The 22,476-nt window shown below is 67.5% G+C and carries 15 protein-coding genes and 4 tRNA genes; 5 read left to right on the top strand and 14 right to left on the bottom strand.

The window, feature by feature from the left end:
• The first annotated feature begins 147 nt into the window (after positions 1–147).
• The gene (rpoD, locus tag EZ216_RS05875; protein ID WP_135248688.1) at positions 148–2,532 is read left to right on the top strand and encodes an RNA polymerase sigma factor RpoD; all 2,385 of its coding nucleotides are present in this window, start codon (positions 148–150) and stop codon (positions 2,530–2,532) included.
• A gap of 135 nt (positions 2,533–2,667) precedes the next feature.
• Here the strand turns inward: rpoD and fumC are convergent, their stop codons facing one another.
• Positions 2,668–4,050 carry a class II fumarate hydratase gene (gene fumC / locus EZ216_RS05880; RefSeq protein WP_135248690.1) on the bottom strand — a complete coding sequence of 461 codons (1,383 nt, stop codon included), beginning with the start codon at positions 4,048–4,050 and terminating at the stop codon, positions 2,668–2,670.
• A 114-nt stretch (positions 4,051–4,164) separates the two neighbouring features.
• Between fumC and EZ216_RS05885 the strand changes: the two genes are divergently transcribed.
• A complete protein-coding gene (locus EZ216_RS05885; RefSeq protein ID WP_135248692.1) occupies positions 4,165–5,718 on the top strand; it encodes a fumarate hydratase in 1,554 nt (517 codons plus the stop codon).
• A 7-nt stretch (positions 5,719–5,725) separates the two neighbouring features.
• On the opposite strand, the gene EZ216_RS05890 is transcribed toward EZ216_RS05885, so the two are convergent.
• The 12 genes from EZ216_RS05890 to EZ216_RS05945 form a co-directional block, all read right to left on the bottom strand.
• Positions 5,726–7,072, bottom strand: coding sequence for an MFS transporter (locus EZ216_RS05890; RefSeq protein ID WP_135248694.1), 1,347 nt, complete (start codon positions 7,070–7,072; stop codon positions 5,726–5,728).
• A gap of 61 nt (positions 7,073–7,133) precedes the next feature.
• Positions 7,134–7,760, bottom strand: coding sequence for a DUF6806 family protein (locus EZ216_RS05895; RefSeq protein ID WP_135248696.1), 627 nt, complete (start codon positions 7,758–7,760; stop codon positions 7,134–7,136).
• Between the two features lie 11 nt (positions 7,761–7,771).
• Positions 7,772–7,864 (bottom strand) — tRNA-Leu (locus EZ216_RS05900).
• A 9-nt stretch (positions 7,865–7,873) separates the two neighbouring features.
• Positions 7,874–7,947, bottom strand: a tRNA-Cys gene (locus tag EZ216_RS05905).
• 95 nt (positions 7,948–8,042) lie between these two features.
• Positions 8,043–8,118 (bottom strand) — tRNA-Gly (locus EZ216_RS05910).
• 60 nt (positions 8,119–8,178) lie between these two features.
• Positions 8,179–10,599 (bottom strand): endopeptidase La, encoded by a 2,421-nt coding sequence (lon, locus tag EZ216_RS05915; protein WP_135248698.1) that lies wholly within the window; start codon positions 10,597–10,599, stop codon positions 8,179–8,181.
• A 155-nt stretch (positions 10,600–10,754) separates the two neighbouring features.
• Entirely contained in the window at positions 10,755–12,020 is a 1,266-nt protein-coding gene (gene clpX / locus EZ216_RS05920) for an ATP-dependent Clp protease ATP-binding subunit ClpX (protein WP_135248700.1), read from the bottom strand.
• A 145-nt stretch (positions 12,021–12,165) separates the two neighbouring features.
• Complete coding sequence (clpP, locus tag EZ216_RS05925) at positions 12,166–12,774, bottom strand: ATP-dependent Clp endopeptidase proteolytic subunit ClpP (protein ID WP_135248702.1); 609 nt, start codon at positions 12,772–12,774, stop codon at positions 12,166–12,168.
• 124 nt (positions 12,775–12,898) lie between these two features.
• Positions 12,899–14,212 carry a trigger factor gene (gene tig / locus EZ216_RS05930; RefSeq protein WP_135248704.1) on the bottom strand — a complete coding sequence of 438 codons (1,314 nt, stop codon included), beginning with the start codon at positions 14,210–14,212 and terminating at the stop codon, positions 12,899–12,901.
• 26 nt (positions 14,213–14,238) lie between these two features.
• Positions 14,239–14,325, bottom strand: a tRNA-Leu gene (locus tag EZ216_RS05935).
• A 69-nt stretch (positions 14,326–14,394) separates the two neighbouring features.
• Positions 14,395–17,580: an efflux RND transporter permease subunit gene (locus EZ216_RS05940; protein WP_135248706.1), complete on the bottom strand. Its 3,186-nt coding sequence runs from the start codon at positions 17,578–17,580 to the stop codon at positions 14,395–14,397.
• A 7-nt stretch (positions 17,581–17,587) separates the two neighbouring features.
• Positions 17,588–18,745: an efflux RND transporter periplasmic adaptor subunit gene (locus tag EZ216_RS05945; protein WP_135248708.1), complete on the bottom strand. Its 1,158-nt coding sequence runs from the start codon at positions 18,743–18,745 to the stop codon at positions 17,588–17,590.
• Positions 18,746–18,827: 82 nt separating this feature from the next.
• Here EZ216_RS05945 and hpnC point away from each other — a divergent pair, with 82 nt between their 5' ends.
• Genes hpnC through hpnE form a run of 3 tightly spaced genes read left to right on the top strand, consistent with a single transcriptional unit; the run spans position 18,828 to position 21,821 of the window.
• Entirely contained in the window at positions 18,828–19,676 is an 849-nt protein-coding gene (hpnC, locus tag EZ216_RS05950) for a squalene synthase HpnC (protein WP_135248710.1), read from the top strand.
• Between the two features lie 10 nt (positions 19,677–19,686).
• Entirely contained in the window at positions 19,687–20,526 is an 840-nt protein-coding gene (gene hpnD / locus EZ216_RS05955) for a presqualene diphosphate synthase HpnD (protein WP_135248712.1), read from the top strand.
• Positions 20,523–21,821, top strand: coding sequence for a hydroxysqualene dehydroxylase HpnE (gene hpnE, locus EZ216_RS05960; protein WP_135248714.1), 1,299 nt, complete (start codon positions 20,523–20,525; stop codon positions 21,819–21,821). The genes hpnD and hpnE overlap by 4 nt, the downstream gene beginning before the upstream one ends.
• On the opposite strand, the gene EZ216_RS05965 is transcribed toward hpnE, so the two are convergent.
• Positions 21,784–22,476, bottom strand: a complete 693-nt coding sequence (locus EZ216_RS05965; RefSeq protein ID WP_135248716.1) for an HAD family hydrolase — start codon at positions 22,474–22,476, stop codon at positions 21,784–21,786. The two genes, hpnE and EZ216_RS05965, sit on opposite strands and share 38 nt — an antisense overlap.

The following is a 22,476-nucleotide window of genomic DNA, read 5'->3' on the forward strand; positions in this document are numbered from 1 at the left end:
ACGACAGCGCCACCAACCGCAAGGACTGCACCCCAAATGTTCGCCCACCCATCTTGCCCAACGGGGGCCCGGACTCGTCCGTGCCCCTTCGCCCGCGCCGGGTAGTTTTGTGGCGCATCCTGTTTCCGTGTCGTTCCGAGGTCGTCCATGCCCGCATCGAAGTCCGTGAAGCTTGCCAAGCCCGCAGCGAAACCGAGCGCGAAAAAACCGGTCAAACCCGCGAAGCCTGCCGCCAAGGCCGCGTTGAAGGTCGTCAAGACCTCCGCGCCCCAGGCGAAGGCCGCCGCCAAGCCCACCACGAAAGCCCAACCCGTGCCCAGCAGTACCAAGACCTCGCCCAAGGACAAGGCAGCCGCCAAGGAAGAGCCGAAGAAGACCGCCAAGGTCGCCACCGCCGTGCCGGCGGACGAGCCCGTGAAGAAGAAGCCGGGCCGCCCGCCCAAGGCCGCCTCCGCCGAAGCCGGCGCCCCCGCCAAGGCCGCCGGCGCCAAGCGCGGCCGCAAGCCGAAGGCCGGCAACGAGAAGCCGGAAGCCGTCGAGGAAGACGACCTGTCCGACATCGAGGCCGAGTTCGCGGAAGAACCGGCCGCGACGGAGACCACCGAGAAGGTCAAGCCGCTGCGCATGAAGATCAGCAAGGCCAAGGAACGGGCCTTGATGAAGGAGTTCGGCCTCGACGAGACCATCCTCTCCGAAGAGGAGATGACCAAGCGCCGCCAGCGCCTGAAGACGCTGATCACGCTGGGCAAGACGCGCGGCTACCTGACCCACGGCGAGATCACCGACCACCTGCCCGAGAAGCTGGTGGACGCCGAGACGCTGGAAGTCGTGGTCACCATGCTGAACGACCTGGGCGTGGCGGTGTACGAGCAGACGCCCGACGCCGAGATGCTCCTGCTGAACAACACCACGCCGACGGCGGCGACGGTGGAGGAAGCGGAAGAGGAAGCCGAAGCCGCCCTGTCCACGGTGGACAGCGAATTCGGCCGCACCACCGACCCGGTGCGCATGTACATGCGCGAGATGGGCACGGTGGAACTGCTCACGCGCGAAGGCGAGATCGAGATCGCCAAGCGCATCGAAGGCGGCCTGATGGCCATGATGGAGGCGATCTCCGCCTCGCCCGCCACCATCCACGAGATCCTGCGCCTGGCCGGCGAGATTCGCGAAGGCAAGGTCGTCATCTCCAGCATCGTCGACGGCTTCTCCAACCCGAACGAAGCCGACGACTACGTCGCCGAGGAAGACTTCGACGAGTTCGACGCGGACGACGACGACGACGGCAACGGCGGCTCCAAGGCGCTGACCAAGAAGCTGGAAGAGCTGAAGGCGCAGGCGCTGGAGCGCTTCGACCGCATCGCCGGCCTGTTCGAGAAGGTGCACAAGGTCTACGACAAGGAAGGCTGGGGCACGCCCGCCTACCAGAAGGCCCAGCACGCGCTCAGCGAAGAGCTGATGACCATCCGCTTCACGGCCAAGACCATCGAGAAGCTGTGCGACATGGTGCGCGCGCAGGTCGACGACGTGCGCAAGAAGGAACGCGAGCTGCGCCGCATCATCGTGGACAAGTGCGGCATGCCGCAGGAAACCTTCATCAAGGAATTCCCGCCCAACCTGCTGAACCTGAAGTGGGTGGAGAAGCAGGCCACGGCCGGCAAGCCGTGGAGCACCGTGATCGCGCGCAACGTGCCGCCCATCCAGGAACTGCAGCAGAAGCTGAGCGACCTGCAGGCGCGCGTGGTGGTGCCGCTGCACGAGCTCAAGGAGATCAACAAGCGCATGAACGAGGGCGAGGCCTCGTCGCGCGACGCGAAGAAGGAGATGATCGAGGCCAACCTGCGCCTGGTGATTTCCATCGCCAAGAAGTACACCAACCGCGGCCTGCAGTTCCTGGACCTGATCCAGGAAGGCAACATCGGCCTGATGAAGGCGGTCGACAAGTTCGAATACCGCCGCGGCTACAAGTTCTCGACCTACGCCACGTGGTGGATCCGCCAGGCCATCACGCGCTCGATCGCCGACCAGGCGCGCACCATCCGCATCCCGGTGCACATGATCGAGACCATCAACAAGATGAACCGCATCTCGCGCCAGCACCTGCAGGAATTCGGCTTCGAGCCGGACGCCAGCATCCTGGCGGCCAAGATGGAGATCCCGGAGGACAAGATCCGCAAGATCATGAAGATCGCCAAGGAGCCGATCTCCATGGAAACGCCGATCGGGGACGACGACGACAGCCACCTGGGCGATTTCATCGAGGACACCAACAACACCGCGCCCATCGAGGCGGCCATGCAGGCCGGCCTGCGCGACGTGGTGAAGGACATCCTCGACTCGCTCACGCCGCGCGAAGCCAAGGTGCTGCGCATGCGCTTCGGCATCGAAATGAGCACGGACCACACGCTGGAGGAAGTCGGCAAGCAGTTCGACGTCACCCGCGAGCGCATCCGCCAGATCGAAGCCAAGGCGCTGCGCAAGCTGAAGCACCCCAGCCGCAGCGACAAGCTGCGCAGCTTCATCGACACGCTGTAAAGGCGGACACCCTTACGCGGAGATCGCAGAGGTCCCGCAGAGAGCGCAGAGGAATTCGATTCCTTTGCGCTTTTTCATTTCTCCGCGACCTCCTCTGCGGGACCTCCGCGTCCTCTGCGTAAGGGGGTCCGCCCCCTACCCGATCATCTTCTCCGGCCGCACCCACTGGTCGAATTGCTCACCGGTCACGTAGCCGGTCTTCAGCGCGGCTTCGCGCAGCGTCGTGCCTTCCTTGTGCGCCTTCTTCGCGATTTCGGCGGCCTTGTCGTAGCCGATGTGCGGGTTGAGCGCGGTCACCAGCATCAGCGAGCGGTCCACCAGTTCCTGAATGCGTTCCGTGTTCGGTTCGATGCCCGCCGCGCAGTGGTCGTTGAAGCTCTTCATGCCGTCGGCCAGCAGGCGCGCGCTCTGCAGGAAGTTGTGCGCGATCATGGGCCGGAACACGTTCAGCTCGAAGTTGCCGGAAGCGCCGCCGAAGTTGATGGCGACGTCGTTGCCGAACACCTGGCAGCACAGCATGGTCACCGCCTCGCTCTGCGTGGGGTTGACCTTGCCCGGCATGATGGAAGAGCCGGGCTCGTTCTCCGGGATGCGCAGTTCGCCGATGCCGCTGCGCGGCCCGCTGGCCAGCCAGCGCACGTCGTTGGCGATCTTCATCATGCTGGCCGCCAGCGTCTTCAGCGCGCCGTGCGCATGCACCAGCGCATCGGCCGCGGCCATCACCTCGAACTTGTTCGGCGCGGTGACGAACGGCAGGCCCGTGAGCCGCGCGAGTTCCTTCGCGACGGCCTCCGCGTAGCCGGGAGGTGCGTTCAGCCCCGTACCGACGGCCGTACCCCCAAGCGCCAGCTCGCACAGGTGCGGCAAGCTGGCGTGCAGATGGCGGTCTGCCTGCTCCAGCTGCGCGACGTAGCCGGAAAACTCCTGGCCCAGCGTGAGCGGCGTGGCGTCCTGCAGGTGCGTGCGGCCGATCTTCACGATGCCGCGGAAGGCCTCGCTCTTGTCCGCCAGCGTGCCTTTCAGCCGCTGCAGCGCGGGCAGCACGCGGTTGCGGATGGCGTCCACGGCAGCGACGTGCATCGCCGTGGGAAACACGTCGTTCGACGACTGGCTGCGGTTGACATCGTCGTTCGGGTGGATCAGCCGCCCTTCTCCGCGCGGGCCGCCCAGCAGCTCGCTCGCGCGGTTGGCCAGCACCTCGTTGACGTTCATGTTGGTCTGCGTGCCCGAGCCCGTCTGCCACACCACCAGCGGGAATTCGTCCGCGTGCTGCCCACCCAGCACCTCGTCGGCCGCCGCGATGATGGCCGACGCCTTGCGCTGGTCCAGCAGGCCGAGCAGATGGTTGGCGACGGCCGATGAACGCTTGACCTGCACCAGCGCGCGAATGAGCTCGCGCGGCTGGCGTTCGCCGGAGATGTCGAAGTTCTGCAGCGAGCGCTGCGTCTGCGCGCCCCACAGGCGATCGGCCGGGACTTCGATCGGGCCGAAGGTGTCTTTCTCGGTGCGGGTGGCCATGGGCTCTCCTGTCGGACTGTGCCGGCACAGCTGTCAAAATGCGGGTTGCCCGCCCATCCTGCCAGAGGCGGCGGGCCCCGTGTGCCAGCTTCCCTGCCAGCCCCTCCTTCCGCCATGACCACCACCCTGAAGCAGTCCGACCTCATCGAATCCATCGCGGCGGCGCTGCAGTACATCAGCTACTACCACCCCGCCGACTACATCGCCCACCTGGCCCGCGCATACGAGCGCGAGCAGAGCGCGGCGGCCAAGGACGCCATCGCGCAGATCCTGACCAACAGCAAGATGAGCGCGTTCGGCCACCGGCCCATTTGCCAGGACACCGGCATCGTCAACGTGTTCCTGAAAATCGGCATGGACGTGCGCTTCGAAGGCTTCACCGGCAGCCTGGAAGACGCCGTCAACGAAGGCGTGCGCCGCGGCTACAACCACCCGGACAACATGCTGCGCGCCAGCGTGGTGGCCGACCCGCAGTTCGCGCGCAAGAACACCAAGGACAACACGCCCGCGGTCATCTTCACGGAGCTGGTGCCCGGCGATAAGGTGGACGTTACGGTCGCAGCCAAGGGCGGCGGCAGCGAGAACAAGAGCAAGATGGTCATGCTCAACCCCAGCGACAGCGTCGTCGACTGGGTGCTCAAGACGGTGCCCACCATGGGCGCCGGCTGGTGCCCGCCGGGCATGCTGGGCATCGGCATCGGCGGCACCGCCGAGAAGGCCGTGCTGATGGCCAAGGAAAGCCTGATGGACGACCTGGACATGTACGAGCTGCAGGCCAAGGCCGCCAAAGGCGAGAAGCTGTCGCAGGTCGAGGAGATGCGGCTGGAGCTGTACGAGAAGGTCAACGCGCTGGGCATCGGCGCGCAGGGCCTGGGCGGCCTGACCACCGTGCTGGACGTCAAGATCAAGATGTACCCCACGCACGCGGCCAGCAAGCCGGTGGCGATGATCCCCAATTGCGCGGCCACGCGCCACGCGCACTTCGTGCTGGACGGCTCCGGTCCCGTGTACCTGGAAGCGCCCTCGCTGGACCTGTGGCCCAAGGTGGACTGGCAGCCCGACACGCAGAAGAGCAAGCGCGTCAACCTGGACACGCTGACGAAGGAAGAAGTCGCCAGCTGGAAGCCGGGCGACACGCTGCTGCTGAACGGCAAGATGCTCACCGGTCGCGACGCCGCGCACAAGCGCATCCAGGACATGCTGGCCAAGGGCGAGAAGCTGCCGGTGGACTTCACCAACCGCGTCATCTACTACGTCGGTCCGGTAGACCCGGTGCGCGACGAAGCGGTGGGCCCCGCGGGCCCGACCACGGCCACGCGCATGGACAAGTTCACCGACATGATGCTGAGCAAGACCGGCCTCATCGCGATGATCGGCAAGGCCGAGCGCGGCCCCACCGCCATCGAGGCGATCCAGAAGCACAAGTCGGCCTACCTGATGGCCGTGGGCGGCGCTGCCTACCTGGTGTCCAAGGCGATCAAGACCGCCAAGGTGGTGGGCTTCGAAGACCTGGGCATGGAAGCGATCTACGAGTTCGACGTGGTCGACATGCCCGTGACGGTGGCGGTGGATGCCGGCGGCACCAGCGCGCACGTCACCGGTCCGGCCGAGTGGAGCAAGCGCATCGCCAGCGGCGAGTTCAAGAACATCCCGCTGGCCGTCGCGTAACGGCGGCTCAGGCCGGCACCAGCGAGGTGCCGGCTGACCTGGCCTCTTCCTCCTCGTCCGTCGCCTGCGCCGCCGCGCGGCCGCGCGCGACGTCCACCTTCAGCAGCAGCACCAACCCCGCGATGAACAGCGCCGTGGTCGACAGGATCGCGGTGCGCTGGTCGCCGCCCGTGGCCCAGGTGATGGCACCGTAGGTCAGCGGCCCCAGGATGCTGGCCAGCCGGATCGCGAAGGTCCACAGGCCGAAGAACTCCGCCGACTGCCGCTTCGGCGCGAACATCGCGGCCATCGCACGACCTGCCGACTGGCTGGACCCCATGCACAGTCCAGCGATGCCCGCGGCCCACCAGAACTGGCCCTTGGTCGTGCTGACCGCCGCGATGACGCACGTCACGACCCAGCCCACCAGCGTGCTGCCCAACGCCAGCTTGTGGCCGATGCGGTCTTGCAGGTAGCCCCACGCGAACGCGCCGCCGGCGGCCGCGAGATTGAGCACGAAGACCAGCACCATGGTTTCCTGCTGCTGGAAACCGATCACCTGCTCCGCATAGATGGCGGCCAGCGCCACGGCGACCGCGACGCCGCCCTGGTAAAAAACAGCGCAGGCCATCAGCCACATGAAGTCGCCGTACCGGCGCGCCTGCGAGAACGTCTGCCGCAGCTGCGCCAGCGAGGCGCGCACGCCGCCTTGGCGGAGCATCTGCGGATTGGGCTCGGCGCGCTCGCGCAGCAGCTTGAAGGTCGCCATGGAAGCCAGTCCATAGATCACCGCGGTGAGCACCATGGTGACGGGCACGAAGCGATTGGCCGGGATGCCCCGCCCCTGTGCCCAGATGACGTAGCCCAGGCACAGGCCCAGCGCCAGCATGCCGCCGAAGTAGCCGAAGCCCCAACCCCAGCCGCTGACCTTGCCCATCGACTCCGGGCGCGCCAGTTCCGGCAGGAAAGCCGCGGTGAGCGACTCGCCGTAGCTATAGAAGGTGTTGGACACGACGATCAGCAGCATCGCCAGCGCCACCGAGCCCGGGCCCGCGAAAGCCAGCGCCGCCGTGCTGGCCACGCAGCCGGCCGTCACCACCGCCAGCATGCGCTTCTTCGCCGCGCGAAGGTCGGCGTACGCGCCCAGGCTGGGCATGGTGAACATCACGATGGCGTACGACACGCTCAGCGCCAGCGTCCACGCGAACGTGGCCCACGGGGCCTTGCCTGCGACACCGCCCACAAAGTAGGCCGCGAACACCGCGGTGATGACCACCGTCGTGTAGCCCGAGTTGGCGAAGTCGTACATGGCCCAGCCGAACACCTCGCGCTTGCGCACGCCGGGATTGAGCGCCTCTTGCGAAAACAGGGCCATGTCTTCTCCTTGTCTGGCGCCAAAAGAAAACGCGGCCACACGGGCCGCGTTCGTCTTCAGTTCAATGCAGGTGGCGCGGACGCCGCCCGCCACCGTGGCTGCCGCCGCCGCCACCGCCGCGCGGCGGCTTGCCGATCTCCAGCGAGCTGACCAGCGCGTCGAAGCGTTGCGAGAACAGCTTGTCGATCTCGGCCACGACGCCGCCCAGTTCCTGGCTGTCGAAGTGGCGCTCCATCAGGTTCACCACGTCCTCGACCAGCAGGTCGCGCTGCACCTGCATGATGGCCGCGGGCGTCGGGCCGACGAACAGCATGATGAAGTCGTCGCGCGACTCGGCTTCGGGCGGTTCCTCTTCCTCGTCGAACTCGGCGTCGTAGAAGGTCACCTCGATGGCGGCGCCCTGCTCGGCCAGTTCGTTGAGGCTCATGCACATCTCGTCGAGCTGCTGGCGGAAATCCTCGTCGCCGTTGATGGTCCAGCACATGGTCAGCAGGTGCTCGTGCGCGTCGAACTTGATGCCCGGCTCTTCCTCGTAGGCGCTCTCGGCACCGTCGGCGAGCGAGCGCGCGCCGGCGTAGCGCCACAGGGGCTTGAGCGCTTCCTGCAACTGGGCGTAGGTGACGTCCGCGCGAAGCGGCACGTCGCCATGCACGTGGATTTCGAAGGGGGCGTTGTCGTATTGGGCCATTTGCAGCGTCCTGGTGCCTCGAGCCGGGATCGAACCGGCACGCCGCCTTTCAGCTAAGCGGCGGATTTTAAGTCCGCTGTGTCTGCCAATTTCACCATCGAGGCGAATGCGACTGGAGGCGCGTACCGGAGTCGAACCGATCTAAACGGATTTGCAATCCGCTGCATAACCGCTTTGCTAACGCGCCCATGTCCTTCACAGACATTCGTCTGTACCGACAAAAAAGGGAAGCAGTGCTTCCCTTTTTCTATCGGCGGGGAAGTCGATGCTTCCCCTGGAACCTGGAGCGGGAGACGAGTCTCGAACTCGCGACCTCAACCTTGGCAAGGTTGCGCTCTACCAACTGAGCTACTCCCGCGTGAGTCCGCTATTGTAGCGCGTTTTTTCGGGCACCCCGACAGGTGCCCGAAAAAACTTTTCAGTGCTTCACCGAAGCGGGCGCGGCGGTGCCCTTGCCGTCGGCCGCGGACGATGCAGCCGGCGCTTCGTCTTCCGTCAGCGGCGTGGGCTGGCGCTCGAGCGCGATCTCCAGCACGCGGTCGATCCACTTCACCGGCACGATCTCGAGGCCGCTCTTCACGTTCTCGGGAATGTCCTGCAGGTCCTTGGTGTTCTCTTCCGGGATGAGCACCGTCTTGATGCCGCCGCGCAGCGCGGCCAACAGCTTTTCCTTCAGGCCGCCGATGGCCGTGACCTCGCCGCGCAGCGTGATCTCGCCGGTCATCGCGACGTCCGCGCGCACCGGGATGCCGGTCAGCGCCGACACGATGGCCGTGGTCATCGCGATGCCCGCGCTGGGACCGTCCTTGGGCGTGGCGCCGTCGGGCACGTGGATGTGCATGTCCTTCTTCTCGAACACTTCGTCCTTGATGCCCAGCACGCGCGAGCGGCTGCGCACGACGGTGCGCGCGGCCTCGACGGATTCCTTCATCACGTCGCCCAGCGAACCCGTGCGCTGGATGGCGCCCTTGCCGGGCATCAGCGCCGCCTCGATGGTGAGCAGGTCGCCGCCGACCTCGGTCCACGCGAGGCCGACCACCTGGCCCACCTGGTTCTGCTTCTCGGCGCGGCCGTAGGTGAACTTGCGCACGCCCAGGAAGTCGTTCAGGTTCTCCGGCGTGACGACGACCTGCGGGGTCATCTTCTTCAGCTGCAGGCCCTTGACCACCTTGCGGCAGATCTTGCCCAGCTCGCGTTCCAGCGAACGCACGCCCGCTTCGCGCGTGTAGTAGCGCACGATGTCGCGGACGGCATCGTCGGTGACCTTGAGCTCCTCGTCCTTCACGCCGTTGTTCTTCATCTGCTTGGGCAGCAGGTAGCGGATGGCGATGTTGGCCTTCTCGTCCTCGGTGTAGCCCGAGAGGCGGATCACTTCCATCCGGTCCAGCAGTGCCGGCGGGATGTTCATCGAGTTGGACGTCGCCACGAACATCACGTCGGACAGATCGAAGTCGACCTCGACGTAGTGGTCGCTGAACGTGTGGTTCTGCTCGGGGTCCAGCACTTCCAGCAGCGCGCTGGAAGGGTCGCCGCGGAAGTCGGTGCCCAGCTTGTCGATCTCGTCCAGCAGGAACAGCGGGTTGCGCGTGCCCACCTTCGACAGCGACTGCAGCACCTTGCCCGGCAGCGCGCCGATGTAGGTGCGGCGGTGGCCGCGGATTTCCGCCTCGTCGCGCATGCCGCCCAGCGCCATGCGCACGTACTTGCGGCCCGTCGCCTTCGCGATGGACTGGCCGAGCGAGGTCTTGCCCACGCCGGGCGGGCCGACCAGGCACAGGATGGGCGCCTTCACCTTGTCCACGCGCTGCTGCACCGCGAGATATTCGAGGATGCGGTCCTTGACCTTCTCCAGGCCCCAGTGGTCCTCGTTCAGCACGTCCTCGGCGTGGCCGAGGTTGTGCTTGATCTTGGTGCGCTTGCTCCAGGGCAGGCCCGTGAGCACGTCGATGTAGTTGCGCACCACGGTGGCTTCGGCCGACATGGGCGACATCAGCTTCAGCTTCTTCAGCTCGCCCTCGGCCTTCTTCAGCGCGTCCTTGGGCATCTTGGCCGATTTGATCTTTTTCTCGATCTCCTCGATGTCGGCGCCCTCTTCGCCTTCGCCCAGCTCCTTCTGGATGGCCTTGACCTGCTCGTTCAGGTAGAAGTCGCGCTGGTTCTTCTCCATCTGGCGCTTCACGCGCGAGCGGATGCGCTTGTCGACGTTGAGGATGTCCACCTCGCGCTCGATCTGCTCGAACAGGTTCTCCAGCCGCGCCTTGATGTCGGCCAGGTCCAGCACGATCTGCTTGTTGTCGAGCTTCAGCGGCAGGTGCGCGGCGATGGTGTCCGCCAGGCGGCCCGGGTCGTCGATGCTCGAGATGGACGTGAGGATCTCCGGCGGGATCTTCTTGTTCAGCTTCACGTACTGGTCGAACTGCTGCATCACCGCGCGGCGCAGCGCCTCGATCTCGCTGGAGCGGCTGTCGGGCAGCGCTTCCACCGGCGTGACCGTGGCCACGAAGTGGGCATCGCCCTCCTCGATCTTGTTCACGTTGGCGCGCTGCTGGCCTTCCACCAGCACCTTCACGGTGCCGTCCGGCAGCTTCAGCATCTGCAGGATGGTGGAGACGCAGCCGACCTCGAACATGTCGTTGACGGAAGGCTCGTCCTTGGCCGCGGCCTTCTGCGCCACCAGCATGATGCGGCGCTCGGCTTCCATCGCGGCTTCCAGCGCCTTGATGCTCTTGGGCCGGCCCACGAACAGCGGGATCACCATGTGGGGAAAGACCACCACGTCGCGCAGCGGCAGCAGCGGCAGGTCGATCGGGGTGGGCGGCAGGGGGGTGTGTCCGGACATGAGAATCCTTGGGGTTACCGGCCGTAGTTGCGCCGGAAAGGGACATTTTCAACCCGCACGGCCCGGCCGTGGGCGGGAAGAAGACCTCGGATCACCGGGGATTTCGCGAGGCTGGGGCCAGGCGGGGCGGAAATCAGGCCGTTCTCGCGCCGCAATCAGGCCTTCTTGGCCGCTTCGCGGTAGACCAGCAGGGGCGGCTTGTTCTCTTCGATGGTGGACTCGTCCACCACCACCTTGTCGACGTTGGCCGTGTTGGGCAACTCGAACATGGTATCGATCAACGACTGTTCGACGATGGACCGCAGCCCGCGCGCGCCGGTCTTGCGTTGCAATGCCTTGCGCGCAATGGCGCGCAGCGCGTTCGGGCGGATTTCCAGGTCCACGCCCTCCATCGAGAACAGCTTGGCGTACTGCTTGACCAGCGCGTTCTTCGGCTCGGTCAGGATCTGGATCAGGGCGTCCTCGGACAGCTCGGCCAGCGTGGCGACCACCGGCATGCGGCCCACCAGTTCGGGGATCAGGCCGAACTTGATCAGGTCTTCGGGCTCGACCTCGCGGAAGACGTCGGTGAGGCTACGCTCCTTCTTGCTCTTGACCGCGGCGCCAAAGCCGATGCCCGAGCCTTCGGTGCGCTGCTCGATCACCTTTTCCAGGCCGGCGAAGGCGCCGCCGCAGATGAACAGGATGTTGGTCGTGTCGATCTGCAGGAAGTCCTGGTTCGGGTGCTTGCGCCCGCCCTGCGGCGGCACGCTGGCCATGGTGCCCTCGATGAGCTTCAGCAGGGCCTGCTGCACGCCCTCGCCCGACACGTCGCGCGTGATGCTGGGGTTGTCGGACTTGCGCGAGATCTTGTCGATCTCGTCGATGTACACGATGCCGCGCGAGGCGCGTTCCACCTCGTAGTTGCAGCTCTGCAGCAGCTTCTGGATGATGTTCTCGACGTCCTCGCCGACGTAGCCGGCTTCGGTCAGCGTGGTGGCGTCGGCCATCACGAAAGGCACGTCCAGCATGCGCGCCAGCGTCTGCGCCAGCAGCGTCTTGCCGCTGCCGGTGGGACCGATCAGGAGGATGTTGCTCTTGGCGAGCTCGACTTCGTCCTTCTTGGCCTTGTCCTTGTGGCGCAGCCGCTTGTAGTGGTTGTAGACGGCGACCGACAGGGCACGCTTGGCGACTTCCTGGCCGATGACGTAGTTGTCCAGGTTGGCCTTGATCTCTGCGGGCGTGGGCAGGTCGCCCCGCGCCTCGCGCTGCTCCTCACCCGCGGGAAGCTCGTCGCGGATGATCTCGTTGCACAGGTCGATGCACTCGTCGCAGATGAAGACCGAAGGTCCCGCGATGAGCTTCTTGACCTCGTGCTGGCTCTTCCCGCAGAACGAGCAATAAAGCGTTTTCTCGCTGGTTGAGCCCTTCTTGTCGGCCATGGGTCGGTGTTCCGTCGGGTGGAATTTCAATGATAACCAATAGGCCCCCGGCGCCCCCTGTCGGAGAGGACGCCGTTGTTGTAGAGCAACCGGGCGGAAACGGCGCGCCGGCCGCGGGGGCCGGCGCGGAGGGGCTGGCGCGCGCTCAGGGCCGCTTGGCGATGACCTGGTCGACCAGGCCGTAGTCCTTGGCTTCGTCCGCCGACAGGAAATAGTCGCGCTCGGTGTCGCGCTCGATCTTCTCCAGCGGCTGGCTGGTGTTGGCGGCCAGGATCTTGTTCAGCGTGGCGCGCGTCTTCAGGATGTCCTTGGCGTGGATCTCGATGTCCGTGGCCTGGCCCTGCATGCCGCCCAGCGGCTGGTGGATCATGACCTTGGAGTTGGGCAGGCAGAACCGCTTGCCCTTGGCGCCGGCGGACAGCAGGAACGCGCCCATGCTGGCGGCCATGCCGGTGCACAGCGTGGAGACGTCCGGCTTGATGAAGTTCATCGTGTCGTAGATCGCCATGCCGGCGCTGACGCTGCCGCCGGGGGAGTTGATGTAGAACGAGATGTCCTTGTCGGGGTTCTCGCTCTCGAGGAACAGCAGCTGGGCGACCACCAGGTTGGCGGTCTGGTCGTTCACCGGCCCGACGAGGAACACCACGCGCTCCTTCAGCAGGCGCGAATAGATGTCGTAGGACCGCTCGCCGCGGCCGGACTGCTCGATGACCATCGGGATCATGCCGAGGGCCTGGGTGTCAAGTGCGCTCATGGGAATCTGGTTAGTGCGGCTTCAACTGTAGCCGCAAATGAGATGGGGCCCGGGCCCGGACTTGCAAGTCCGGACGCGAGCCCCGGGGGCGCGTGGCGCCGGTTTTTCCGGCGCCGGGCGGGCTTCAGCCCTGCTGGCCCATCAGTTCGTCGAACGACACCGCCTTGTCCAAGACCCGCGCCTTGGACAGCACGAAATCCGTGACGTTGTTCTCGATGACGATGGCCTCCACCTCGGCCAGGCGGCGGTTGTCGCTGTAGTACCAGCGCACAACGTCTTCCGGCTTCTCGTAGCTGGCGGCCAGCTCTTCCACGTGGGCGCGGATCTGCTCGGGCTTGGCGCCCAGGTTGTTGGCGCGCACCAGCTCGGCCACCACCAGGCCCAGGCGCACGCGGCGCTCGGCCTGCGGGCGGAAGATGTCGTCGGGGATCGGGGCCTTGTCGGCGTCCTTGATGCCGCGCTGCTTCAGGTCGGCGCGGGCGCCTTCCACCATGCGATCCATCTCGGCCTGCACGCTGCTCTTGGGCAGGTCCAGCTCGGCCTTGGCCACCAGCGCGTCCATCACGGCCTGCTTGTTCTTGGCCAGCAGGCGGAACTTGACCTCGCGCTCCAGGTTCTTCTTGATGTCGGCGCGCAGCGCGCCCACCGTGCCTTCGCCGATGCCCAGCGACTTGGCGAATTCCTCGTTCACTTCGGGCAGCTTGGCGGCTTCGATCTTCTTCACGGTGACCAGGAAGTCGGCCGTCTTGCCCGCCACGTCCTTGCCGTGGTAGTCGGCCGGGAAGGCCAGCGGGAAGGTCTTGCTCTCGCCCGACTTCATGCCGCGCACGGCGTCCTCGAACTCCTTGAGCATCTGGCCTTCGCCGACCAGGAACTGGAAGTCCTCGGCCTTGCCGCCCTGGAAGGGCTCGCCGTCGATCTTGCCTTCGAAGTCGACGGTGACGCGGTCGTTGTCCTGCGCAGCGTCGGCCTGGGCACGCTGGGCGAAGGTGCGGCGCTGCTTGCGCAGGATGTCCAGCGTCTTGTCGATGGCGGCGTCGCTCACGTCGGCGGACAGCTTCTCGACTTCCGCACCGGCCAGCTCGCCGAGCTTCACTTCGGGGAACACCTCGAACACCGCGTCGAAGGCCAGCTGGCCCTCGGGCGCTTCCTGCTTCTCGGTGATCTTGGGCTGGCCGGCCACGCGCAGCTTGGCCTCGTTAGCAGCCTGCGCGAAAGCCTCGCCAACCTTGTCGTTCATCACCTCGTAGTGCACCGAGTAGCCGTAGCGCTGAGCCACGACGTTGAGCGGCACCTTGCCCGGACGGAAGCCGTCCATCTTCACGGTGCGCGCCAGGCGCTTGAGGCGGCTGTCGACTTCGGTCTGGATCACGCTGGTGGGCAGCGTCAGGGTGATCTTGCGCTCCAGCTTGTCGAGGGTTTCAACGTTCACGGCCATGGTGCTTCTCTCTTGCGATGGGTCTGTGGTGCGCGGGGTCGGACTCGAACCGACACGCCGGTGAAGGCGTCAGGACCTAAACCTGGTGCGTCTACCAATTTCGCCACCCGCGCGGTCCAAAAGCGGGGCGGGCGGCCGTGTTGCACACCAGCCGCCCGCCCGGATTCGGTCAGCCCGCGATTTTACCTTGATGCCGGCACGGGTTCCGCGAGCATCGGCTGAGCCGGTTGCGCGCCGTCCCGGCGCACCCGGAACCAGGCGGCGTACATGGCGGGCAGCGCCAGCAGGGTCAGCACCGTCGCCACGATGAGGCCGCCCATGATCGCCACCGCCATCGGTCCCCAGAACACCGAGCGCGAGAGCGGGATCATCGCCAGCACGGCCGCGGCGGCGGTTAGCACGATGGGCCGCAGGCGGCGCACCGCCGACTCGACGATGGCGTCCCACGCCGGCACGCCGTGCGCGCGGTCCTGCTCGATCTGGTCGATCAGGATCACCGAGTTGCGCTGGATCATCCCCATCAGCGCGATCACGCCCAGCAGCGCGACGAAACCGAACGGCCGGTCCAGCAACAGCAGCGCGCCGGCGACCCCTGCGATGCCCAGCGGCCCCGTCAGGAACACCAGCATCGCGCGGCTGAAGCTTTGCAGCTGCAGCATCAGCAGCGTGAAGGTGATGAACAGCATGATGGGCACGCCGGCCGAGATGGACGACGACCCCTTGGAGCTTTCCTCCACCGCGCCCGCCACGTGGATGCGGTAAGTCGGGTTCCACTTGGCCTCGATCTGGCGCAGCTTGGGCAGCAGCTCCTCGGTGACCGTGGCGCCCTGCATGCCCTCGGCGATGTCGCCCTGCACGGTGATGGCGTACTCGCGGTTCTCGCGCCACATCACGCCCGGCTCCCAGGTGAACACCGGCTTGGCGATCTGCGTCAGCGGGATCGACTTGCCCGAAGCGGTGGGCAGGTAGGCGTTGCCCAGGTCGGTGATGGCGTTGCGCTCTTCCAGCGGCTGGCGCAGCACGATGTCGATCAGGCGGTCGCCTTCGCGGTACTGGCCCACCGTGGTGCCGGCCAGGATGGTGCGCGAAGCCTGCGCGATCGACTGGCTGGTGACGCCCAGCGCGCGCGCCTTGGCCTGGTCCACTTCCAGCCGCAGCACCTTCACCGACTCGTTCCAGTTGTCGTTCACGCCGCGCGTGTTGGGGCTGGCGCGCATCGCGGCCTTCACCTCGTCGGCGTAGGTGCGCAGCTGCGCGGGGTCGGGGCCGGTCACGCGGAACATCACCGGATAGGGCACGGGCGGCCCGTTGGGCAGCAGCGTCACGCGGCCGCGCACCTCGGGGAATTCCTCGGCCAGCAGCGCCGGCAGCTTCACCCGCAGCGCCTCGCGCGTCTTCAGGTCCTGCGGCATCACGATCAGCTGCGACACGTTGGTCTGCGGGAACACCTGGTCCAGCGGCAGGTAGAAGCGCGGCACGCCGGAGCCTATCCACGCGCTGACCTCCGTCACCCCGGGCTCGCTGCGCAGCCGCGCTTCCACGCGCCTGGCCGCGGCTTCGTTGGCGGTGAACGAGGTGCCTTCCGGCGACCACAGCGCCACCAGGATCTCGGGCCGGCTGGAATCGGGGAAGAACTGCTGCTGCACCTTGCCCATGCCCACGATGCCCAGCGCGAACACCAGCAGCGTCGCGCCGATGGTCAGCCACCGATGTTCCACGCACCAGTTCACCGTGCGGCGAAAGCGCCGGTAGAACGGCGTGTCGAAATGCTCATGGTGGTCGCCGGTGACCGGCTTGGGCTTGAGCAGCAGCTGGCCCAGGTAGGGCACGAAGTACACCGAGCAGAACCAGCTGAGCACCAGCGCGATCACCGTGACCGCGAAGATCGCGTACGTGTACTCGCCGACCGTGGACTTGGCCAAACCGATGGGCAGGAAGCCGGTGGCGGTGATCAGCGTGCCGGTGAGCATCGGCATCGCGGTCACTTCATAGGCGAAGGTGGCGGCACGGACCTTGTCGTAGCCCTCTTCCATCTTCCGCACCATCATCTCGACGGCGATGATGGCGTCGTCCACCAGCAGGCCCAGCGCGATGATCAGCGAGCCCAGCGAGATCTTGTGCAGGCCGATGCCCCAGTAGTCCATCGCCAGGAAGGTCACCGCCAGCACCAGCGGGATGGTGATGCCCACCATCAGGCCGGGGCGAATGTCCACATACCAGCGCTTCCACACCGGCAGGCCCGCGTCCGGCCGCTTGTGCAGGCCCAGGCTGAGGAAGCTGACGGCCAGCACGATGACCACGGCCTCGACCAGCGTGCGCACGAACTCGTTGACCGAAGTCGCCACCGCCTTGGGCTGGTCCTGGAACTGAACCAGTTTGATGCCGGCAGGCAGCCCGTCCTCGATGCGATGGAACGCCGACTTCAGCGATTGCCCCAGGCGGATGATGTCGCCGCCCTTGGCCATGGACACGCCCAGCGCGATCACCTCCTTGCCGTCGTGCCGCACCTTGATCTGCGGCGGATCGACGTAGGCGCGTTTGATGTCGGCGATGTCGCCCAGCTTCAGCTGACTGCCCGAGCTGCCGCGGATCGGCATCGCGGCAAGCTGCTCCACGGCCTGGAACTGGCCGGCCACGCGCACCTGTACCACGTCCAGCGGCGTCTGCACGGCGCCGGCCGATTCCACCGCGTTCTGCTGCCCCAGCTGCGCGAGCACCTGGTTCAGGTCCAGGCCCAGCTGCGCCAGGCGCTTCTGCGAGATCTCGATGTACAGCTTCTCGTCCTGCACGCCGAACAGCTCCACCTTCGCCACGTCGGGCACGCGCAGCAGCTGCTGGCGCACATCGTCGGCGAAGTCCTTGAGCTCGGCGTAGCTGAAGCCCGGCTCGGCTTCCAGCGCGTAGATCACGCCGTACACGTCGCCGAATTCGTCGTTGAAGAACGGCCCCTGCACGCCTTGCGGCAGGGTCTGGCGCATGTCGCCGATCTTCTTGCGCACCGTGTACCAGACGTTGGGCACGTCCGCAGGCTTCGACGAGTCCTTGATCTGGAAAATGATCTGCGACTCGCCCGGCTTGGAATAGCTGCGGATGATGTCGGCGTACGGCACTTCCTGCAGCGTGCGCTCGATCTTGTCGGTCACCTGCTCGGCCACCTGCTGCGACGTGGCGCCGGGCCAGTAGGTGCGCACGACCATCGCGCGGAAGGTGAACGGCGGGTCCTCGTCCTGCCCCAGCTGGAAGTACGCGGCGAAGCCCAGCACCATCAGCACCACCATCAGGTAGCGCGTGAGCGCCGGGTGGTCCAGCGCCCACTTCGACAGGTTGAAGCCGGGCTTGGCGGCCCAATCCTGGTCCTGGCGGTTCATGCGCGCCTCACTTGCTCGTGGCCACGGGGCGCACGGCCCCCGCGGGCACCGGGCCGGTGGCGACAGGCGCGAGGCCGGTCGCGTGCTCTTCGTAGATGCGCACCTTCTGGCCCGGCTGCAGCACGTGCACGCCGGCCGAGACAACCAGCATCCCCGGTTGCAGGCCGCCCGCGATGACGGCTTCGTTGCCGTCGGCGGTGGCGATCTGCACGGGCTGCGAGCGCACCGTCATGCTGCCCTTGTCCAGCACCCACACCGAAGTGCCCTGCCCTTCCTGGCGCAGCGCGCTGGTGGGCAGCTTGATCACCAGCGCACCCGCCATGCTCAGGGCCTGCGGGAAGACATACGCGGTGGCGCCCAGCGGCGGCTGCGCATTGGCCGGCAGCGAAACCTTGACCGCGTACGTGCGCGTCACGGGGTCCGCGCTGGCGGCCACCTCGCGCACCTGGCCGTCGAAGCTGTCGCCCGCCCACACGCGCACCGCGACGGGCGAGTTGGGCTTGATCGCCGCGACCTTGTCTTCAGGGACGGAAAACACCACGTCGCGCGGGCCATCCTGCGCGATGCGCACCACCGGCGCGCCGGCGGCGACCACCTGGCCGGGCTCGGCTTCGATCGCAGTCACCACGCCGGCGACGTCCGCGACCAGGCTCGCGTACCGGGCCTGGTTCGACTGCGACGAGAGCTGTGCCTGGGCCTGTTCCAGTTGCGCCTGCGCCGCCTTGAACGTGGTCTCGCGGCGCTCCAGTTCCGCGCCGCTGATGAAGTTCTGGTCTTTCAGCGCCTGGAAGCGCTTGAAGTCCGCCGCGGCCAGGTCGCGGTTGGTGGCAGCGGCCGTGACCTGCGCGCGCGCCGCATCGGCGGCCAGGCGGAAGTCCTGCGCGTCGAGTTGCGCCAGCACCTGCCCCGGCTTCACGCGCTGCCCCAGTTCGGCCTGGCGCTGGACGATCTTGCCGCCGACACGGAAGCCGACGCGCGTCTCGATCCTCGGCCGGACCTCGCCCGCGAACTCGTGGGCCGCGCCGAAAGCGCTCTCGCCCACGGTCATCACCTTCACCGAGCGGATGGGTTCCGGCGCGGGCGCGGGTTTGGAGCAACCGGCCAGAACGGCAGCCAGGACGACGGGAAGCAGGACCCTCAGCCGGGCCGAAGGAGACAGGGACATGGAAGTGCTCCACTCGCTAATGACTGACTGGTTAGTAATCTAAGGTAAACCCGGGGTTGCCGTCAAGGCGAGAATCCGCCCCGTGACTGAAGAGCCCCGCGCCGCGCCCGTCGACCACTACGAGAACTTCCCGGTCGCGTCCTGGCTGTGCCCGCCGCGGCTGCGCCCGCCCATCGCGGCCATCTACTGGTTCGCGCGCACGGCGGACGACATCGCCGACGAAGGCGATGCGCCTGCCGGCCGGCGCATCGAAGCGCTCGCCGCGTACCGCGCCGACCTCGTGGCGCTGTCGCATGGGCGCGCGACGTCCGGCCGCTGGGACGCGGTGTTCAGGCCGTTGGGCGCGGCGCTGCGCGAGTTCGCCCTGCCCGCTCCGCTGCTGCTGGACCTGCTCAGTGCGTTCGAGCAGGACATCGTGAAGACCCGCGACGGCCACGGCTATCGCGACCGCGGCGAGCTGCTCGACTACTGCGCCCGCTCCGCCAACCCGGTGGGCCGCCTGCTGCTGCACCTGTACGGCATCGCGGACGAAGGCTCGCTGGCGCGCAGCGACGCGATCTGCAGCGCGCTGCAGTTGATCAACTTCTGGCAGGACCTGGGCGTGGACCTGCCGCGCGGCCGCCGCTACCTGCCCGATGCGGATTGCGCCGCCTTCCACGTCGATCCGCTCGTGCCCGCGTCGGCGCCCGTGGAGCAGCGGCGCGCCCTGGTGCGCCACGAATGCGAATGGGCACGCGAGCTGATGCTGGAAGGCGCGCCGCTGGCCCGCCGCGTGCCGGGCCGCGCGGGCTGGGAGCTGCGCGGCGTCGTGCAAGGCGGGCTGCGGATCCTGGACCGCATCGAGGCGCTGGGCTTCGACACGTTCACCGCGCGCCCCACGATCCGCCGCCGTGACGTCGCCGTCATCGGGCTGCGCATGCTGCGGATGTGACAATCGGCGGATGACCCCGGAGCAATACGTCCAGGAGAAGGCGGCAGCGTCGGGCAGCAGCTTCTACTACGCCTTCCTCTTCCTGCCGCCGCCGCGGCGCGCCGCCATCACCGCCTTCTATGCCTTCTGCCGCGAGGTGGACGACGTCGTCGACGAAGTCCAGGACCCCGGCGTCGCACAAACCAAGCTGGCCTGGTGGGACACCGAAGTGGCGCGCGCCTTCGCCGGCGAGCCGCAGCACCCCGTGATGCGCGCGCTGATGCCGCACGCCCAGCCTTTCGGCATCGAGGAGGGGCACCTGCGCGCCGTGATCGAAGGCTGCCGCATGGACCTGACGCAGACGCGCTACCTCGACTTCCCCACGCTGGAGCGCTACTGCCACCTGGTGGCCGGCATCGTGGGCGAGGTGTCGGCGCGCATCTTCGGCCAGACGCAGCCGCGAACCACCGAGTACGCGCACAAGCTGGGCCTGGCGTTCCAGCTGACGAACATCATCCGCGACGTCGGCGAGGACGCGATGCGCGGCCGCATCTACCTGCCGATCAACGAGCTGCAGCAGTTCGACGTCAAGGCGCACGAGATCGTGCAGCGCCAGTACTCCGACCGCTTCGCCGCGCTGATGAACTACCAGGCGGCCCGCGCGCGCCGCCTGTACCAGGAAGCCCTGGCGCTGCTGCCCGCCGAGGACCGGCGCGCGCAGAAGCCCGGGCTGATGATGGCCAGCATCTACCGCACGCTGCTGCGCGAGATCGAGGCCGACGACTTCCGCGTGCTGAACCAGCGCGTGAGCCTCACGCCGCTGCGCAAGTTCTGGCTCGCCTGGAAAGTGCAGGCGCTGGGCCGGCTGTGAACGTCGCCGTCGTCGGCGGCGGCTGGGCGGGCCTCGCGGCCGCCATCGAAGCGGTGCGTGGCGGCCACCGGGTCACGGTTTTCGAGGCCGCGCGCCAATGGGGCGGCCGCGCGCGGGCGCTCGAAGTGCCGCTGGACGATGGCGGCACCGTCACGCTGGACAACGGCCAGCACATCCTGATCGGCGCCTACCGCGAGACGCTGGCGCTGATGCGCGCGGTGGGCATCGAGCCGCGCGAAGTGCTGCGCCGCCTGCCGCTCACGCTGCGCTTCCCCGATGGACAGGGGCTCGTGTTGCCGGAAGCGCCGGCGCCGCTGGACGCCGCGTGGGGCATCCTCGGCGCGCGCGGATGGACCTGGACGGACAAGCTGTCCCTGCTGAAGCACGCTGCCGGTTGGCAGCTGCGCCGCTTCCAGTGCGACGACTCGCTGACCGTCAGTGCGCTGTGCGAAGGCCTGGCACCCACGGTGATGCGCGACCTCGTCGATCCACTGTGCGTGGCTGCGCTGAACATCCCCGCCGGCCGCGCGAGTGCTTCGGTGCTCCTGCGCGTGCTGCGCGACGGCCTGTTCGGACCTTCGCAAGACGGCTGGGGCGCCTCCAACCTGCTGCTGCCGGCGCGCGACCTGGGCACGCTGTTTCCCGAGGCGGCCGCTGCCTGGCTGCAAGCGAAAGGCGCTTCGCTGCGGCTCGGCCATCGCGTGCAGTCGCTTTCGCGCGACGGGGAAGGCTGGGCGGTCGATGGCGAGCGATTCGGCAGCGTGCTGCTCGCGGCCCCGCCGTGGGAAGCCGAACGGCTTGTCGCGGAGTCCGCCGCGCCCACCGGCGACTGGCTCGCGCAGGTGCGCAGCCTGGCGCACGAGCCCATCGCCACCGTCTACGTGCAGGACGGCCCCGCCCTGCCTTTGCCGATGCTGGCCTTGCACTCGGCGCCCGACGCGCCCGCGCAGTTCGTGTTCGACCGCGCGCAACTGGGTGGCCCGCCCGGTGTGCTGGCCTTCGTCATCAGCGCCAGCGAAGGCGGCGTGCAGGAGCTGGAAACCCGGGTGCTGGCGCAGGCCGGCGCATTGGGCTGGCGCGTGCGACCCTTGAAGACCGTCGTCGAAAAGCGTGCCACCTTCGCCTGCGTGCCCTCGCTGCGGCGGCCCGGCATCGACGTGGCACCGGGACTGTTCGCTTGCGGCGACTACGTCGACGGCCCCTACCCCGCCACGCTGGAAGGCGCGGTGCGCGCGGCGCAGGCGGCCGCCGCGCGCCTCAATCCAGCAGCTCGCACAGCTCCGTCAGCGTCCTGACCGTCGCGTGCGGATGCTGCTCGTGCGGCCACAGGTGGTCGCCGCGATTCACCCACACGGCCTGCATGCCCGCGTTCAGCGCGCCCACCACGTCCAGCGTGGCGTCGTCGCCCACGTGCAGCACCGCTTCGGCTGGGGTGTCCACGGCGCCCGCGGCCGCGTGGAAGATGCGCGGGTCGGGCTTGCCGACGCCGAACTCGCGTGCCGACACCGCCGCGCGGAAAAAGCCGTCCAGCCCCACGCGCGCGAGATCCGCATTGCCGTTCGACAGGCTCACCAGCGGGAAGCGGCGCGCCAGGCGTTCCAGCGCGGGCCGCGCGTCCTCGAACAGTTCCACCTGCTGGCGCGCGGTGAAGAAGGCGTCGAACGCCGGTTCCGCCAGCAGCGGGTCCTCGCCGGCGCGGTAAAGCGCCAGGCGGATGGATTCGCGCCGCACGGCGCTGAGGTCGTGCTTGAGTTCCGGGCGGTGCTCCGCCACGTGGTTGCGGATCTCGCGCAGCGCGCCGGGGTTGGAGAACAGCGCGGCGGCCATGGGCGCGTGCTCGGTCAGCCAATCGTGCAGCACGTGCTCGGCCCGCTCGATGGTGGGCCAGATCGGCCACAGCGTGTCATCGAGGTCCAGGCTGATGGCTTTGACGCGGGAAGTGTCCAGCAT

Origin of the sequence: Ramlibacter humi (genome assembly GCF_004681975.1) — a bacterium.
GTDB lineage: Bacteria > Pseudomonadota > Gammaproteobacteria > Burkholderiales > Burkholderiaceae_C > Ramlibacter > Ramlibacter humi.

What these genes read in the sequence shown, in the direction of transcription:
- tig (WP_135248704.1), bottom strand. Translation starts at nt 14,212, where the DNA reads ATGGCCGTGAACGTTGAAACCCTCGACAAGCTGGAGCGCAAGATCACC.
- EZ216_RS05965 (WP_135248716.1), bottom strand. Translation starts at nt 22,476, where the DNA reads ATGCTGGACACTTCCCGCGTCAAAGCCATCAGCCTGGACCTCGATGAC.
- EZ216_RS05885 (WP_135248692.1), top strand. Translation starts at nt 4,165, where the DNA reads ATGACCACCACCCTGAAGCAGTCCGACCTCATCGAATCCATCGCGGCG.
- EZ216_RS05940 (WP_135248706.1), bottom strand. Translation starts at nt 17,580, where the DNA reads ATGAACCGCCAGGACCAGGATTGGGCCGCCAAGCCCGGCTTCAACCTG.
- lon (WP_135248698.1), bottom strand. Translation starts at nt 10,599, where the DNA reads ATGTCCGGACACACCCCCCTGCCGCCCACCCCGATCGACCTGCCGCTG.
- hpnD (WP_135248712.1), top strand. Translation starts at nt 19,687, where the DNA reads ATGACCCCGGAGCAATACGTCCAGGAGAAGGCGGCAGCGTCGGGCAGC.
- EZ216_RS05890 (WP_135248694.1), bottom strand. Translation starts at nt 7,072, where the DNA reads ATGGCCCTGTTTTCGCAAGAGGCGCTCAATCCCGGCGTGCGCAAGCGC.
- EZ216_RS05895 (WP_135248696.1), bottom strand. Translation starts at nt 7,760, where the DNA reads ATGGCCCAATACGACAACGCCCCCTTCGAAATCCACGTGCATGGCGAC.
- clpX (WP_135248700.1), bottom strand. Translation starts at nt 12,020, where the DNA reads ATGGCCGACAAGAAGGGCTCAACCAGCGAGAAAACGCTTTATTGCTCG.
- fumC (WP_135248690.1), bottom strand. Translation starts at nt 4,050, where the DNA reads ATGGCCACCCGCACCGAGAAAGACACCTTCGGCCCGATCGAAGTCCCG.
- clpP (WP_135248702.1), bottom strand. Translation starts at nt 12,774, where the DNA reads ATGAGCGCACTTGACACCCAGGCCCTCGGCATGATCCCGATGGTCATC.
- EZ216_RS05945 (WP_135248708.1), bottom strand. Translation starts at nt 18,745, where the DNA reads ATGTCCCTGTCTCCTTCGGCCCGGCTGAGGGTCCTGCTTCCCGTCGTC.
- rpoD (WP_135248688.1), top strand. Translation starts at nt 148, where the DNA reads ATGCCCGCATCGAAGTCCGTGAAGCTTGCCAAGCCCGCAGCGAAACCG.